The organism is Hyphomonas sp. (assembly GCF_036964145.1).
Lineage (GTDB): Bacteria > Pseudomonadota > Alphaproteobacteria > Caulobacterales > Hyphomonadaceae > Hyphomonas.
The window spans coordinates 615,127-631,488 of sequence record NZ_JBALUC010000001.1; the positions used below are offsets into that span (position 1 = coordinate 615,127).

The following is a 16,362-nucleotide window of genomic DNA, read 5'->3' on the forward strand; positions in this document are numbered from 1 at the left end:
CGCATGATCGCGGCCCCTGAGAAACGTCACAGGGAGAGCGACATGGCTATGCGTCAGCATGGAATTCTGAACAAATTCAACCTATTGGGAGCTGCTGCGTCGGTTGCGCTGCTGGCTGGCTGCGCGAGTTTGCAGGCGGAAGAGGCGCCGGCTGAGCTGGCGGAGGCCACGGCCAATGCCGCGCCGCAGACTCCGCCCTATCTGGACGCGTCCCTGAGCCCCGAAGCGCGCGCGAAAGATCTCGTCAGCCGCATGACGCTGGAAGAGAAAGCCGCGCAAATGTATGACAAGGCCGCCGGCATTCCGCGCCTTGGCATGCACGAATACAATTGGTGGAACGAGGCCCTGCACGGGGTGGCCCGCGCCGGCCATGCGACGGTTTTCCCGCAGGCCATCGGCCTTGCCTCGACCTGGGATGAGGACCTGATGCTGGAGATCGCCACGACGATTTCCGACGAGGGCCGCGCCAAGCATCATTATTACGCCTCCGAAGACGTCTATGCCATGTATGGCGGGCTGACCTTCTGGTCGCCGAACATCAACATCTTCCGCGATCCGCGCTGGGGCAGGGGGCAGGAAACTTATGGCGAGGACCCGTTCCTGACGGGCCGCATGGCGGTGAATTTCGTCAACGGCATCCAGGGCGATGACGACAAATACCTCAAGGCCATCGCGACGGTGAAACACTACGCGGTTCATTCCGGTCCCGAGCCGTCGCGCCACCGCGACGACTATCACGCCACCGATGCCGATCTCTGGGAGACCTATCTGCCGGCCTTCAAGATGGCGTTCGACGAAACCGATGTCGGCTCCGTCATGTGTGCCTATAACGCCGTCTGGGGCGCGCCAGCCTGTGGCAGCGAGCGCCTGATGGTGGATCTGCTGCGGGATGAATTGAAATTCGACGGATATGTCGTCTCCGATTGCGGCGCGATTGGCGATTTCTACTACGATGAAGAGAAAAAGGCCGCAGGCGAAGCGCCTTATGCGGCGCATGATTATGTCGATACGCGCGCCGAAGCCGCGGCCCTGTCTGTGAAGATGGGTACGGACCTCAATTGCGGCGATGGCGAGGGCAACAAGATGGATGCCCTGCCGGACGCCGTGGCGCAGGGCCTGATCGACGAAGCCACCATCGACCAGGCGGTGGAGCGGCTCTACACCGCGCTGTTCCGCCTCGGCATGTATGATGATCCTTCCCTGGTGCCGTGGGCCGATACGCCAATCGACATCGTGGCGAATGACGACCACATCGCCCTGTCCGAACAGGCCGCGCGGCAGTCGCTGGTCCTGTTGAAGAATGACGGCATCCTGCCGCTGGCACCGGAGACCAAGGTCGCCATGATCGGTCCGAATGCCGACAATTGGTGGACGCTGGTGGCAAACTATTATGGCCGCCCGACCCAGCCCGTCACGGCGCTGGAAGGCGTGAAGGCCAAGATCGGCGCGGAGAATGTCACCTATGCGGTCGGCTCGACCATCGCAGGCGACAATTACTCCAATTACAAGCCAATTCCGGCGGCCGCTCTGTTTCATGAGGGTGCCGACGGCACTCTCGTGCCGGGCGTGAAGGCCGCTTACTATCCGAACAAGACACTCGAAGGCGAGCCGACGCTGGAACAGGTCGAAGAGAAGATCGACTTTTACTGGGACCGCACGCCGAGCACGGACGGCCTGAATGACGAATTCAGTGCGACCTGGGATGGTGTGATCGTCCCGGAGACCGATGGCGTCTACCGCTTCCAGCCCTCGCGCTGGAGCGAGGTCGAGATCAATGGCGAGCCCGTTGGCGAGATGGACGGCATCGAGATGCAGGCGGGTGAGGCCTATTCGGTCCATATGGTGCTGAAATTCGACAGCGGCTGGCCGCGCGACCAGCTGGACAAGTACGCCTATCTCAACTGGACCGACGTATCCCGCGACCTGAAGGCCGAAGCCATGACGGCGGCAGAAGATGCAGATGTGATCCTCTTCTTCGGCGGCATTGATGCCAATCTCGAAGGCGAGGAAATGGGCGTTGAACTCGACGGCTTCCTGGGCGGCGATCGTACACACATCAATCTGCCGGAAAGTCAGGAGACGCTGCTGAAAGCGCTGCAGGCCACGGGCAAGCCCGTCGTGATGGTGAACTTCTCCGGCTCGGCCATGGGGCTGAACTGGGAGAATGAGAATTTGCCGGCCATCGTGCAGGCCTTCTATCCCGGCGAACAGGCAGGCAAGGCCATCGCAGACCTGCTCTGGGGCGAATTCAGCCCGTCGGGCCGCCTGCCGGTCACGTTCTACAAGTCAGTCGATGATTTGCCGGACTTTGGCGACTATTCCATGGCGAACCGGACCTACAAATACTATGAGGGCGAACCGCTCTATCCGTTCGGCCACGGCCTCTCCTATACGAGCTTCGCCTATAGCGGCCTGTCAGTGCCGGAGGCGCATGACGCCGCCAAGCCTCTGCCGATCAGCGTGACGGTGACGAATACGGGCGACATGCCGGGCCGGGAAGTGGTGCAGGCCTATATCCAGCACAAAGACCGGGCGCATGCCGCCGTGCCGCGGATCGAACTGGTGGCGTTTGAAGTGGTCGAGCTGGCCCCCGGCGAGCGTCAAACGATTCGTTTTGATCTCTCTCCGGAGCGGATCGGCTATTATGATACGGACGGTAACTTCATGACGCCTGAGGACAGCGAAGCCGTGTTGACCCTGGGCAGTGGTCAGCCGGGTTATGTTGACGAAGATTCGATTGAGGAAAGTAATGTCCGCTTCGTTTCAAGCGAATAATCATATTTCGCAACGCATTACATAGTTAAGCTGGGCCTGCCTTCGAGCAGGCCCATTTTATTTACATGGAATTTGAACGAGGTTTTCTTGAGAATGACTTGCAGGAAATGCGCTGTTCTGTAATGATTACTACAGATTTGGCTTGGGGGCCGTTTGGAGTAGCTGGGAGTTCTGAGTGCGGAAAGTAATCACCTGCGCCCGCAAATGGAAAGACGGTTACGGTGGCTGGCAGTCTGCCCGTCTCCGTAACCGTCTCGCGTCCCACTTTGGCAATGCGGTAATGGAATGCCACCCAGCCTGGTATCTAGTTGGTGGTACCTTTTCAGGAACGAAGCGTTCCCGAATATCCACATTGGTGTTTTTACATACCACTGGTATGTTAGATCGACAACCGAAAAGCTAGCATGGCCAATCGTCGAGCAAAAAAGGCAAGCGAAACCCGAGCCGCGATCCTTCACGCGGCACGGCAGCGCTTTACCCATGAAGGCTTTGAGGCAAGCCTTTCCAGCATTGTGGAAGATGCCGGCATCACCAAGGGCGCCCTGTTCCACCATTTCGAAAACAAGCAGGCCCTCTATCATGAGGTCTGGCAAGAACTTCAAAGCGAAATGAACCGGGATACCCAGCAGGCGGCGCTGGAGGGCCGGTCCCTGGACGATCCGTACGCAGCCATGCTGGCCGGGGCGCGGCAATATCTGGAATGGGCCACGCGGCCCGATTATCAGAGAATTGTCCTGATTGACGGACGGGCAGCACTGGGGATCGACTGGTATGAAGCCGATTTTGCCCTCAGCCAGAGAAGTGTGCGTGTCGGCGTAGAATATCTCGTCCAGAAAGGGCACATCGCCCCGGAAAATGCCGCCTCAGCCGCTGTCATCATGCAGGGCGCGCTCAATGGGGCCGGCGTGGCGCTGAGCCGGAAAGTTCCCGGCGTGTCGGTCGATACCATCTACAAGACAATTGAGCGTCTGTTGCGGAAATTGTCCTGATCCGCCCCCGCGTGCCAATCAGTCAATCGGGATGGCATGTCCGTCAATTGCGGGATTGACCCGCCACCAGCCCGCAATGGCAAAGCGGAGGCAGGCGGTCGGCTGGACTTCGTGCGGAATGGTTTCCGACAGCATGAATACCACGCCGCCGCCTTCAGGCACGATGCTGGCGACGGGGGCATCGCTTGCGGCAGCGCCTTCTGGCCAGACCACCAGCGCCCCGCCATCTTCCGGGCCCCAGTCTTCATTCAGATAGACCACAATGGAGACGATACGGTTGCGGGCCCCCTCAAAACTGTCGAGATGGCGGTCATAGAAGCCGCCTTCGGGATAGACCGCATAACATGCCTCGAATTCGAACAAGCCCAGCAGGAGCGCGCGATTGAGGGATTCCCGCCAGCCTTCGGCCCAGTCCGCGAAGGCGATTTGGGCAGGGCTGGCACCGCTCAGCCAAGTAATGCGGGTCTTGCGGATGGAGCGGTCGACCTGGAAGCCGTCATCCCGGCCAATGCCGGCCGGGGCGAGGACGGCGTCAGCGTCCAGCGCCTGAATCTCGTTGCGCAGCGCGGTCAGCAGGGCCTCCGGCAACAGGCTAGGCTGCCACGACCAGCCCTTGCTGGTCAGATCTCCGGCCACGCAGCCGAGACGGTTGTCACCCGTCAGGGGGAGGGGGGCGATCATGCCTGGGTCGATTGTAAGGGCGCGCAGGCCCGGATCAGGCCTTGTGGTCCGCCATCAGGTCCGCGAAGCGCTGGAACAGGTAGAAACTGTCCTGCGGGCCGGGACTGGCCTCGGGATGGTGCTGCACGGAGATGATCGGGCGGTCCTTCACGGCGAGACCGGAATTGGTGCCGTCAAACAGGGAGCGATGGCTCTCTTCCACGTCCTCCGGCAGCGTTGCCGGGTCGACGGTGAAGCCATGATTCATGGACACGATCTCGACCTTGCCGGTGACGAGGTCTTTCACCGGATGGTTGGCGCCATGATGGCCCTGGCTCATCTTCATCGTCTTGGCGCCGAGTGCGAGGGCGAGCAGCTGGTGGCCGAGGCAGATGCCGAGGATCGGCAGGCCCTTGTCGATGACCGCGCGGATCATGTCGCCGGAGCGGGCAATCGTCGCCGCCGGGTCGCCCGGACCATTGGAAAAGACCACGCCATCGGGATTGAGGGCGAAAATCTCGTCTGCCGAGGCATCGCCATTGACGATGCTGGCGCGGATGCCCGCTTGGGCCAGATTACGCAGGATGTTCTTTTTTACACCGAAATCGACCACCACGACATGATGCTTGGTATCAACCATGTCGCTATAGCCGCCGGAAATTTGCCAGAGGCGCTGGGCGTTCTCGAAGGGGGCCTCCGTATCGACATCTGCCGCGAGGTCGGCCGTTTCCAGACCGTTCCAGGCGCGGGCGGTCTCGATCAGCGCGTCCAAGTCGATATTGCCATCCGGCTTGTGGCAGATGGCAGCCTTCTGCATGCCTTTATCACGCACGATCCGTGTGATGGCGCGGGTGTCGACGCCCGACAGGGCAACAATGTTGCGGCGGGTCAGCCAGTTGCCGAATTCCTCGCCGGAGCGCCAGTTCGAAGCCGCCGTGATCGGCTCGCGGAAAATCGTGCCACAGGCGCCATTTGCGCCCGGCACCGAAGATTCCTCGTGATCATCCGGGTTTGCACCCACATTTCCGACATGCGGAAAGGTAAACAGCACGATCTGGGATGAATAGGAGGGGTCGGTCAGGATCTCCTGATAGCCGGTAATCGCTGTATTGAAACACAATTCCCCGACATGAACCCCCTCGGCGCCGGCGCCTTTCCCCAGGAAAATAGTGCCGTCTGCCAAGGCAATAGCTCCCGTCGCAGTTGAGCTGGCTTGCTTTTTGCTGTGTTCGGACATATTTGGCTTGCCTTCCGGGATCATTGTCAGACGGTTAACTCTCCCCCGACATTTTTCCGGGTAATGGGACTGAGTCCCTGCAACGTCAAGCATAGTCGAACGTTGCTGGTGTGAAAGGCGTATTTTGAATGGGCCAGGAAGATAAATCTGACATGATGTCGCTGAAAGCGCGTGTGGCTCAGGCATTGAATGCCGAGCGCGAAAAGGACGAGGGCTGTACCACCCGCCTGTCGACCTTGCGCCTGATAGATGCGGCTATTCGTGACCGGGATGTGTGCGCCCGTGGACGCGGCGACAGTGAAGGCTGTCCGGATGCCGATGTGCGCAATGTGCTCGATACCATGATTGCGCAGCGCGAGACCGCTGCGCGCGAGCATGATGATGCCGGCCGGATCGAGGATGCGATCCGGGAACGCGAGGAAATCGAAATTATCCGGAAATTCCTTCCGGAGCCGCTCGGGACGAAGGCGCTGGAAGCCGCTGTGGAAGAAGTGGTGGATGACCTCGGCGCCACGAAACTGAAAGACATTGGCCGGTGCATGTCGGCGCTGAAACAGCGTTATCCCGGCAAGATCGAATCCGGTACGGCAGGCAAGGTGATGCGCAAGGCGCTGACCGGCCAGAAGGCCGCCGCCAAGTAAGCAGCGACACGCTGGTTAATTCTGCGAAAGGTTGGAACAAAGCCCTTGATCGGTCCGTTGGTTGTACGTTGATTACAACGAAAGGACTTTGAAATGAAACGGCTTTTTCTAACTACGAGTACGGCTGCCCTGATGATGGGTGTGGTCGCCTGTTCCGGCGCTGATACCCATACCCAGACGGCAGATACCGATACGACGGCGATGACCGAAACCGCCACCTATGATCGTGATTACGAGAATGACGATGCGGCCTATGGCGACGCAGCTGTGGAAACCCGTACCGGCAACGCCCAGATGGCTGACATGGATCGTGACGATTATGTCCTGACCTCCGGCGAATTCCTGACTTCCGACCTGATTGGTGAAGAAGTAGTGGATTCGAATGGCGAGGAAGTCGGCGAGATTGAAGATGTGATGCTGGCCTCTGGCGGCGAACAGCCCATGCTGATTATCCGTGACGGCTTTGCTGGCGAACTGCACGCTGTCTCGTTTGACCAGGCTACGATCTGGTTTGACGAGGAAGGCGAACCGGCTGCCCGCATGGATCTGACCGAAGAGATGCTGGATGACCTCCAGGAGTTCGAGCAGAACGGCATGAACGACTATCGTCTGGCTTCCGAGCTGACCGGCACGAACGTCAATCTGGCCTTCAACGACAAGGACGTGCGTGTCACCGACCTGATCGTGAAGACTGATGGCCAGGCCAAATATGCGGTCGTCTCTGATGGCATCGTGGAAGCTGTAACTGACCAACGCTTCCTCATCGATCCCGCCAAGATCATGGTGGCCCAAGGCGACAGCGATGGTGAAGTCGTGATCGACCTCACCGAACAGGAATTCAACTCCGCAATGGGGTTCACGGCTGACATCGACTAAGCCAATTCCATAGCAGCAAGATCTGGCCCCGCTCGCGCGGGGCCTTTTTTGTGCTTTTCCACCGCCCAGATGGGCAGGGGAGCGTTTCCCCAATTCCCCAATGGGGCTACACTCGGCCCATATGAGTTCGCCCATTCGCATTCCCGATGGTTTCGTTGATGAACTGAAGGCCCGCATCCGGCCTTCGGACGTGATCGGCCGCAAGGTGAAGCTGACCAAGAAGGGCAAGGAATGGGTCGGCCTGTCGCCGTTTACCGCGGAGAAGACACCAAGCTTCTACGTCAACGACCAGAAACGCATCTTCAAATGCTTCTCCTCCGGCATGGGCGGAGACGTCATCAGCTTCGTCATGGAGACCGAGCGGCTGTCCTTCATGGAGGCGGTCGAGAAGCTCGCCGAAGAGGCAGGCATGGAATTGCCGAAGTCCGATCCGCGCGCTGCCGAAGCCTATGATCATCGCAAACGGTTGCAGGAAGTCTGCGAGGCAGCAGCGTCGTACTTCGAAGAACGGTTGCAATCGTCTGAAGGGGCCGCTGCGCGCGAGTATCTTGAGGGCAGGGGATTGAAGCCTGCTGCCTGGAAGCGCCACAGGCTCGGCTATGCGCCGGATGATTGGCGCAAGACGAGCGCGCACCTGAAAGCGGAAGGCTTCACGCCTGCCGAAATCCTTGAAGCGGGTCTGACCAAGGAAAGCGACAAGGGCGGCGAGCCCTATGATGCCTTCCGGGGGCGCCTGATGTTTCCGATCCCGGACAGCCGGGGCGGAATCATTGCCTTTGGGGGGCGCGGGCTGACGTCGGATGCCAAGCCGAAATATCTCAATTCCGGCGATACACCGCTCTTCCACAAATCCCGTGTACTGTACCGCTACAAGGCGGCGCGTGAGGCGCTGGGGCATGGTGAGGGCGGCGGCCTGATTGTCTGCGAAGGCTATATGGATGCCATCGCATTGACTGAGGCCGGCTTCGGGCAGGCTGTGGCTCCGCTGGGCACGGCGCTGACCGAGGACCAGATCAGCTTGCTCTGGCGCGCCGGCCCCGAACCCGTTCTCTGCTTCGATGGCGACCGGGCGGGGCTTGGCGCGGCCTATCGCGCCGTCGACCGCGCCCTGCCGCATGTCGAGCCGGGCCGGTCCCTGTTCTTTGTCCTGTTACCAGATGGCATGGACCCGGATGACCTCATCCGTGAGCGCGGCCCGATGGCGATGGGCGAGGCGCTGGACGGGCGAATCGCCCTGTCGGAACTGCTTTGGCTGCGCGAGCGCGATGCCGAGCCGCTGGACACGCCGGAACGTCAGGCCGGGCTGGAAGCGCGGCTGATGCAGGCCGCAGCCCAGATCAAGCATCCCGGCGTGAAGGCCGCTTATGAGCGCGACTTGCGTGCCCGCATGAAGGATCATTTCTGGCAAATTCGTCAGGCCAAGCGTCAGACATCATTTACCAAGGGCAAGCCCGGCGGACGGGGGCAGGGCGGCGCCTCCCCCTATGGCGGCATTACGGCAACGGGCCCGCAAACCGGCGGCCGGCAGAGCCCCGGCGTGATGTTGCTGATGCAGGCCATTGCCAGCCCGGGTATCCTGTCCGGCATGGAAGAAACGCTGATTGCCGCCGATTTCCGCAATGCGATGTCCAACCGGCTACGCGACCTAATCGTGGATTTCCTGATTGAAAACAGGGAGCTTACTTTCGAGGCCGTGCTGGCACTGTTGGCGCGGGAAGGGCATGAGCGCGAGGTGTCCCATATCGATATGAGCCAGGTGTCGCGGATCAATGTCGAGGATCCGGCCTATCGCTCCTGGAAAGCTGCGATCGAAGTGTTCATTCCGGTCGATACGGCCCCATCTGCGGATGATGAGGTGCGACGTCTCAAACTGAAACGCCGCCTCGTGGCCGAGAAGCGCAAGGCCTATGAGGAGCGCGTTCTGGTCGACCAGCAGGAAAAGGCGATGGGCAAGGCCAATATCGGGGATTTCTGGAAACGGTTCGAGGAGAAGAACCCCTGGTTCAAGCCGGATGGCTCCAACAAGTAGGCAATGCGGCCGGAAACGCAGGGAAACCTATTGACCGCAACGCATTCCGTGCCCATTTACTGTAGGCAGGGAACATGCGCGCTGCCAAACTGCTCAAACACTATCCTGATATGCCTCTGAACGCGGTCATCGAACCCGAGGCAAAGGACTGGCCAACGGCCATAGAGCAATTTCTGGAAGACGGACGTTCACACGAGCCTGCTCTTGACCGTGGCATGGATGCTGCGTGCGAGGGATCGACCCCGCCGTCACGCATGTGGCACAGGCGTCATATGCTCGTCGAGAACCGAACGGTCCCGTGGGACCGCATGAACGAGGCAGCAGGAACAGTCAGCGAAAGCTAACAGGCAGGTATTATTTTGGGAGAGTTCCCGGCAGGCGCCGTCGGGGTCCTCACAGGAGAGATTTGAATGGCAACAGCCACCAAGAAAAAGAACGTCTCCGGCGATGGCGATCGCGAAGACGACAAGGACAATGAAAACGGTCTGGTCGATTTCAACGCGACCGACGTCAAGAAGGTCCTGAAGCGCGCTCAGAAGCGCGGCTTCATTACCCATGATGAAATCAACGCCCTGCTTCCCAATGATGAGATGACCTCTGACCAGATCGAGGACGTGATGTCCCAGATCTCCGAGCAAGGCATTGCGGTGGTTGAGAGCGAAGAAGAGGCCGAAGCCGAAGGCAAGGCCCTCACCAAGATCGAAGACAAGAAAGTCGTTGCCAAGAAGGGCAATGCGCGCGGCTCTGACCGTACCGATGACCCGGTCCGCATGTATCTGCGCGAAATGGGTGCCGTCGAGCTGCTGTCGCGTGAAGGCGAGATCGCGATTGCCAAGCGCATCGAGGCTGGCCGGGACGCGATGATCCGCGGCCTGTGCGAAAGCCCGCTGACCTTCGAAGCCATGATGGTGTGGCGCGACGAGCTTGTGAACGAGCGCATCCTGCTGCGCGACCTGATCGACCTTGAGGCGACGTATGGCGCGGAAAACCCGCCGCCTGAGCCAAAGCCCAAGGAAGAGGAAGACGAAGCCGACGAAGCCAAGGCCGAAGGCGAAGAGTCGTCTGATGATGATGACGATGAGGACGAGGATGATGCTGCGGCAATGTCCATGTCCGCCATGGAAGCCGAACTGCGCGATGGTGTTCTGGCCAAGCTGGACGAGATCGCCGACGATTTTGCGAAATACCGCAAGCTGCAGGACAAGCTCGTCAACCGCCGGCTCGAAGGCAAGGACCTGACGCCGAAGGCTCAGGAAGAGTATGACTCGCTGTCGAACTCGATCGTCGAAAACCTTAAGACGATCCACATCAACAATGCCCGGATCGAAGCGCTGGTCGAACAGCTCTATGCCATCAACAAGAAGCTGATGGGTATGGAAGGCAAGCTGATGCGCATGGGCGATGCCTATGGCGTGCCGCGCAAGGAATTCCTCGAGAACTATTTCGGCCGCGAACTGGAGCCCGACTGGCTGGACACGGTCAAGGGCCTGTCGGCCAAGTGGAAGCGCTTTGCCGAGGGCAAGGAAGCCGAGATCACCGAGTCCCGCGACAACATTTCCGAGATCGCGCAGGAAATCGGTATCCCGATTGATGATTTCCGCCGCATCGTGCAGACGGTGCAGAAGGGCGAGCGCGAAGCGCGCATCGCCAAGAAGGAAATGGTCGAGGCCAACCTGCGCCTCGTGATTTCCATTGCGAAGAAGTATACAAACCGCGGCCTGCAATTCCTCGATCTCATCCAGGAAGGCAATATCGGCCTGATGAAGGCGGTCGATAAATTCGAATACCGCCGCGGTTACAAATTCTCGACCTATGCCACATGGTGGATTCGTCAGGCCATAACGCGGTCGATTGCCGACCAGGCCCGCACGATCCGTATCCCGGTGCACATGATAGAGACGATCAACAAGATCATCCGTACTCAGCGCCAAATGCTGCACGAAATCGGCCGCGAGCCGACCCCGGAAGAGCTGGCCGAAAAGCTGGGACTGCCGCTGGAAAAAATCCGCAAGGTCCTGAAGATCGCGAAAGAGCCGATCTCGCTGGAAACCCCGATTGGCGACGACGAGGATTCAAACCTCGGCGACTTCATCGAGGACAAGATGGCGCTCCTGCCCGTCGACGCCGCGATCCAGTCGAACCTCCGCGAAACGACCACCCGTGTGCTTGCCTCGCTCACGCCGCGTGAAGAACGCGTGCTGCGCATGCGCTTTGGTATCGGTATGAACACGGATCACACGCTGGAAGAAGTCGGCCAGCAATTCTCGGTGACCCGCGAACGTATCCGCCAGATCGAGGCGAAAGCGCTCCGCAAACTGAAGCATCCGAGCCGCAGCCGCAAACTGCGCAGCTTCCTGGATACGTAAGGCGCAAGCGCCGATCCAAGTTTGAAAAAGGCGGCCCGTCGAGGCCGCCTTTTTTGTTTCTGCAAGTGTCGCGAGGTGATTAGCCCGCCGCTCTCAGCGCCTGATCCAGATCCGCGATCAGGTCGTCGGCATCTTCGATGCCGATGGAGAGGCGGACCGTGTTGGGCGCGGCGCCAGCGGCGATCTGCTGTTCTTCGGTCAATTGGCGGTGCGTGGTCGAGGCGGGGTGGATGACCAGGCTGCGCGCGTCGCCGAGGTTTGCGACATGGCTGAACAGGTTCAGGCCGCCGACAAATTTTGTGCAGGCTTCATAGCCGCCTTTCAGCTGGACCGTGAACAGCGCTCCGGCGCCCTTCGGGCAGATTTTCGGGATGCGATCCTTGTAGGGCGAGGAGTCCAGCCCGGCATAGGTGACACCGGAAACCGCATCATGGCCTTCCAGCCAGGCGGCGATCTTCTTTGCATTGGCGACATGCTTGTCCATCCGCATGGAGAGCGTCTCGATGCCCATCAGCGTATAGTGCGCCGCTTGCGGGTTCAGCGTCATGCCGAGGTCGCGCAGGCCCACGGCGATGCCGTGGAACATGAAGGCGGCCGGGCCGAACGTCTCGTGGAATTTCAGGCCGTGATAGGCCGGTTCCGGCTGGGAGAGGGACGGGAATTTGTCAGAGGCCGACCAGTCAAACTTGCCAGAATCGACAATCGCGCCGCCGGTCACCGTGCCATTGCCGGTCATATATTTCGTCAGGGAGTGGACGACCAGGGTCGCGCCATGCTCGATCGGGCGGCAGAGATAGGGGGTGGCCGTCGTATTATCGACGATCAGGGGAATGTCCGCGCCATCTGCGATTTCGGCAATCGCGTCGAGGTCCGTGATATAACCGCCCGGATTGGCGATGGTCTCGCAGAAGATGGCGCGCGTATCGTCGTCAATCGCGGCCTTCACGGCGTCGAGGTCATCAAAGTCCACGAAGGTGGCCGACCAGCCGAAGCGTTTGAACGTCTGGCTGAACTGGGTGATCGTACCGCCATAGAGGCGGGTCGAGGCAACAATGTTGCGCCCCGGCGCCATCAGCGGGAAGAGGGCCATGATCTGCGCCGCATGGCCGGAGGAGCAGCAGACTGCGCCCGCGCCGCCTTCGAGCGCGGCAATCCGGTCGCCCAGCGCCGCGACCGTAGGATTGGTCAGGCGGGAATAGATGTAGCCGACTTCCTGCAAGCCGAAGAGTGCGGCGGCGTGGTCAGCGTCGCGGAAGACATAGGCTGTGGTCTGGTAGATCGGCACCTGGCGCGCGCCGGTGGCCGGGTCCGGGTTTGCGCCCGCGTGAATTTGCAGGGTGTCGAACCCCATTGGCTTGCCGTCGGTCATGTCGGCCTCTCCCTCTCATGATGTCATTCTGCCCCCTCAGGCCCGTTCGGGCAGGGGATTAGTTGAACGTATCACACTGGCGGGGGTCCCCGCTCTCATAACCTCGGGTCAGCCATTCCATGCGCTGTTCGGCCGAGCCATGCGTAAAGGCTTCGGGGGTCACGCGGCCCTGGGAGCGTTTCTGTAGCATATCGTCACCGATGGCATTGGCCGTCTTCAGGCCTTCTTCCATATCGCCCCGTTCCAGCGCGACCTGGCCATTCGAGGCAGCGGAAGCGCGCGCGGCCCAGACACCGGCATAGCAGTCCGCTTGCAGCTCCAGCGCAACGGAATATTTGTTGGCTTCGGCCTGGTTGCGGGCTTGCTGCTGCGCCTTGCGGACCTGTTGCGAGGCGCCGGTCAGCGTCTGTACATGGTGGCCGAATTCATGCGCGATGACATAGGCGCGTGCGAAATCCGCGCCGGACGCGCCAAGCTGGGTTTCCATCTGCTGCCAGAAGGAGAGATCGAGATAGATGGTCTGGTCGGCCGGGCAGTAGAAGGGCCCCATCGCGGCCTGGCCATAGCCGCAGCCGGTGCCCGTGCCTTGCGTGTAGATGACGGTATTCGGCTTCTTGTAGCCGTCGAGCAGTTCGGCCCAGACATCGTTCACATTGGTGCCGACCACATCGACGAACTGGCCGGCTTCATCTTCGGGCGTGCCGACTTCGCCGGATTGCTGTTGGCCGGAAGACATGCCGCTACCGGCTTCAAGCAGGGGCTGGGGATCAATGCCGAGGAAATAGGACACAACCAGCGCGATCAGGACGAAGCCGATACCGCCGCCGGCGAGCTTGCCGCCGCTCATGCCGCGTCTGTCCTCGACGTTTCCGCCTCTGCGTCCACCTTTCCAGCGCATGTCCCACTCCGTTCTTGCCAGTTAATGCAGGTTAATTCTGAAATACAGGGCGGGGCCCGACCCGTCACCCATGAAACTCATCTAGTGATTGCCCGCCGGGGCGGAGGAAGGTAATCGGAGGGCATGCAGACCCAACTCACCATCCCGACCCAGGGTTCCGGCCTCTATGAGTTCACCCGCGAGGTGGAGGACTTTGTGGCAGGGCAGGGCGACGGCCTGCTGACCCTGTTCTGCCAGCACACATCCTGTTCGCTGCTGGTGCAGGAGAATGCCGATCCGGACGTACAGCGCGATCTGCAGGCTTTCTTCCGCCGCCTCGCGCCGCCCGCCAACGACCCGTCCATGAGCTATCTGGTTCATCGCACCGAGGGGCCGGACGACATGCCGGCCCATATCAAGGCGGCCCTGACGCAGACTTCGCTCTCGATCCCCGTTTCCGGCGGGCGTATGGCACTCGGCACGTGGCAGGGCATTTACCTGTTCGAGCATCGGGATGCCCCGCACACGCGCCGCGTGGTGGCGCATCTTCTCGGCTGAGGCGGATCAGCCGCCGAGCGCTTTCCAGCGGATCATGGCTTCGCAGGTATTTTCGCCCTGGAAGGCGGCCTTGGCGCTGCCATTGAACTGGTCAGAGACCGACGCCGCCCAGACCGCTGCAGCGGCGTCATAGGAGGTGAAGCCGATTTCGGACAGGCCGCGTTCGATCCGGTTGCAGATCAGACCGGCCACGTCCGGGTCGGCCGTATTGTTCAAATATGAAATGCGGTCGGCCAGATCGAGGCGAGAAAAGACATAATCGTAGACGGTGAGATCCTCGCCCACATCGAACGCCAGAATATCCCCGGACGTGACACCCGTATAATCCGGAAAGCCTGCATCGGAGACACCGGCGGTGAAGATCGACGGGATGGGCTGGTCAAGATAGACGGCCCATTGGCCGATGGCGCCCTTGCCGCGCGTATCCTTGATGTCGTCCGTGTCAGGCAATTGGGCCGACACAACGAGGATCGGCTTGTCGCTCCAGGCCTTCACGGAAAAGGCGCTGACCGATTGCTCCGTGATCGACTGACCGAACAGGGTGCTGGTCGAATTGTTCAGGAAGTTGGAGGCTTCCATCATCAGCGGTGCGTTGAAGTAGGTCACCAGTGTGGAGGTCGGTGCAATCAAATTCGCCGCCGTGGTCAGCGCGCCCATCACATTCGCGCTGGCAGAGGATTCCTTTTCATCCGACAACTGAAGGCGAAAGCGCGCCTCGATGGTCGTGTTCGGGCCGACCTTGAAATAGGGCGTGGCATAGACCGAAATACTCTCATTCGTCGTCCAGCTCTCACCTTCGCGATTGTTGGAGGAAAAGGTAGACGAGAACAGCGCATTGGTTGCCGTGATGTCGGGCTTGGCAACGTCGAACTCGGCGATCAGTGTGCGGGTGATGCTGCGCGATGACATCATGCGGGAGAACCAGCCCCGGCTTTCCTTGTCATAATTGCGCGCCTCGACTTCCTGGCTGCGGACACCGGAGGTGACCCCCTCCATGTCATAGGCGTCGGGCTTCAGCGTGACGATCTGGATACGGGTATAGCGGTCCTGCAACATGTCTCCGAACTCGGAATAAACGGCCGACTCGTCAATCGCGACGTCAATGTAGGGGAGGTAGTCCTTGGCCGGCACGGCGCCGGTGCTGGCGCGGCCGGTATGACGGCGTACGGTCGGGGTCGGCGCGCCGAGGAAATCATCATCACTCGGATTGGGAATGCCGCGCACGGGGCCATTCGGGGCCTGCCCGGTTGCGGGGGGCGGAGAGGCCGGGGCCGGTTCCGGACTTGAGGCGCACCCCGCCAAGATCATGGCGATCACAATACCGCCTGCAGACACCTGTTTCATGCCGTTCATCCCCTTTGTCTCTCCCCAGCGTTAAAGATTGTTAACAGACGGATTCGCGCAAAGCGAGCCATTTTGAGACAGATTTCGCGGGTGAAGCGTATGTGAGCGGCACCATGACCTGACCTCGCGGGAAGGAGAGCCGGCAACGTCCAATACCGTCTTTACTCACATTTGCTGCGATGCAATAAGCGCCTTGCGCAAGGCCGTGGGCCTTCCTATATGCTCATTGTGAGCATAATTAAGCGCTCATAAAATAAATCCGGGAGGATACATCCTTGTTGCTCAACATGCTGAAAGCCAAACTGCATTCTGCAACCGTCACGCAGTGCGACCTTCACTATGAAGGCTCGGTCTCGATTGACCAGGACCTGCTCGACGCTTCGGGTATCCTGCCGAATGAACGCGTGGATATCTGGAACGTCACCAATGGCGCCCGCATCCAGACCTATGCCCTTGAAGCGCCGCGTGGCTCCCGGACCATCGGTGTTAACGGCGCCGCTGCCCGCCACTTTGCGGCTGGCGACAAGGTCATCATCGCAGCCTTTGCCGGCGTCGACGCCGACAAGGCACGCCAGCATGCCCCGACTGTTGTGCTGCTGGGCGACAATAACGAGATCAAGCGTCCCGTCTGATCCGGGCTG

At 60.4% G+C, this 16,362-nt stretch carries 14 protein-coding genes; 9 read left to right on the plus strand and 5 right to left on the minus strand.

Annotated elements, in window-relative coordinates:
• Positions 1 to 42: 42 nt before the first annotated feature.
• Entirely contained in the window at positions 43 to 2,775 is a 2,733-nt protein-coding gene (locus tag V7660_RS03040) for a glycoside hydrolase family 3 C-terminal domain-containing protein (protein WP_335601650.1), read from the plus strand.
• 404 nt (positions 2,776 to 3,179) lie between these two features.
• Complete coding sequence (locus V7660_RS03045) at positions 3,180 to 3,764, plus strand: TetR/AcrR family transcriptional regulator (RefSeq protein ID WP_335601651.1); 585 nt, start codon at positions 3,180 to 3,182, stop codon at positions 3,762 to 3,764.
• A gap of 18 nt (positions 3,765 to 3,782) precedes the next feature.
• Here the strand turns inward: V7660_RS03045 and V7660_RS03050 are convergent, their stop codons facing one another.
• Entirely contained in the window at positions 3,783 to 4,445 is a 663-nt protein-coding gene (locus tag V7660_RS03050; RefSeq protein ID WP_335601652.1) for a 2OG-Fe(II) oxygenase, read from the minus strand.
• A 34-nt stretch (positions 4,446 to 4,479) separates the two neighbouring features.
• Positions 4,480 to 5,661 (minus strand): glutamine-hydrolyzing carbamoyl-phosphate synthase small subunit, encoded by a 1,182-nt coding sequence (gene carA / locus V7660_RS03055; protein WP_442910010.1) that lies wholly within the window; start codon positions 5,659 to 5,661, stop codon positions 4,480 to 4,482.
• Positions 5,662 to 5,789: 128 nt separating this feature from the next.
• Between carA and V7660_RS03060 the strand changes: the two genes are divergently transcribed.
• The 5 genes from V7660_RS03060 to rpoD all read left to right on the plus strand — a co-directional run bounded on the left by V7660_RS03060 (position 5,790) and on the right by rpoD (position 11,573).
• Positions 5,790 to 6,302, plus strand: a complete 513-nt coding sequence (locus V7660_RS03060) for a GatB/YqeY domain-containing protein (RefSeq protein WP_335601654.1) — start codon at positions 5,790 to 5,792, stop codon at positions 6,300 to 6,302.
• Between the two features lie 93 nt (positions 6,303 to 6,395).
• Positions 6,396 to 7,178 (plus strand): PRC-barrel domain-containing protein, encoded by a 783-nt coding sequence (locus V7660_RS03065; protein ID WP_335601655.1) that lies wholly within the window; start codon positions 6,396 to 6,398, stop codon positions 7,176 to 7,178.
• A gap of 121 nt (positions 7,179 to 7,299) precedes the next feature.
• Entirely contained in the window at positions 7,300 to 9,207 is a 1,908-nt protein-coding gene (gene dnaG / locus V7660_RS03070; protein WP_335601656.1) for a DNA primase, read from the plus strand.
• A gap of 74 nt (positions 9,208 to 9,281) precedes the next feature.
• The gene (locus V7660_RS03075) at positions 9,282 to 9,551 is read left to right on the plus strand and encodes a hypothetical protein (protein ID WP_335601657.1); all 270 of its coding nucleotides are present in this window, start codon (positions 9,282 to 9,284) and stop codon (positions 9,549 to 9,551) included.
• A gap of 66 nt (positions 9,552 to 9,617) precedes the next feature.
• Positions 9,618 to 11,573, plus strand: a complete 1,956-nt coding sequence (gene rpoD / locus V7660_RS03080) for an RNA polymerase sigma factor RpoD (protein WP_335601658.1) — start codon at positions 9,618 to 9,620, stop codon at positions 11,571 to 11,573.
• A gap of 79 nt (positions 11,574 to 11,652) precedes the next feature.
• Here the strand turns inward: rpoD and V7660_RS03085 are convergent, their stop codons facing one another.
• The gene (locus V7660_RS03085) at positions 11,653 to 12,942 is read right to left on the minus strand and encodes an O-acetylhomoserine aminocarboxypropyltransferase/cysteine synthase family protein (RefSeq protein WP_335601659.1); all 1,290 of its coding nucleotides are present in this window, start codon (positions 12,940 to 12,942) and stop codon (positions 11,653 to 11,655) included.
• Between the two features lie 58 nt (positions 12,943 to 13,000).
• The gene (gene ypfJ / locus V7660_RS03090; protein ID WP_335601660.1) at positions 13,001 to 13,840 is read right to left on the minus strand and encodes a KPN_02809 family neutral zinc metallopeptidase; all 840 of its coding nucleotides are present in this window, start codon (positions 13,838 to 13,840) and stop codon (positions 13,001 to 13,003) included.
• 123 nt (positions 13,841 to 13,963) lie between these two features.
• Between ypfJ and V7660_RS03095 the strand changes: the two genes are divergently transcribed.
• Positions 13,964 to 14,377, plus strand: a complete 414-nt coding sequence (locus V7660_RS03095; RefSeq protein WP_335601661.1) for a secondary thiamine-phosphate synthase enzyme YjbQ — start codon at positions 13,964 to 13,966, stop codon at positions 14,375 to 14,377.
• A 6-nt stretch (positions 14,378 to 14,383) separates the two neighbouring features.
• Here the strand turns inward: V7660_RS03095 and V7660_RS03100 are convergent, their stop codons facing one another.
• Positions 14,384 to 15,721, minus strand: coding sequence for a hypothetical protein (locus V7660_RS03100; protein ID WP_335601662.1), 1,338 nt, complete (start codon positions 15,719 to 15,721; stop codon positions 14,384 to 14,386).
• Positions 15,722 to 15,996: 275 nt separating this feature from the next.
• Between V7660_RS03100 and panD the strand changes: the two genes are divergently transcribed.
• Positions 15,997 to 16,353: an aspartate 1-decarboxylase gene (panD, locus tag V7660_RS03105; RefSeq protein WP_335601663.1), complete on the plus strand. Its 357-nt coding sequence runs from the start codon at positions 15,997 to 15,999 to the stop codon at positions 16,351 to 16,353.
• The last annotated feature ends 9 nt before the right edge of the window (positions 16,354 to 16,362 follow it).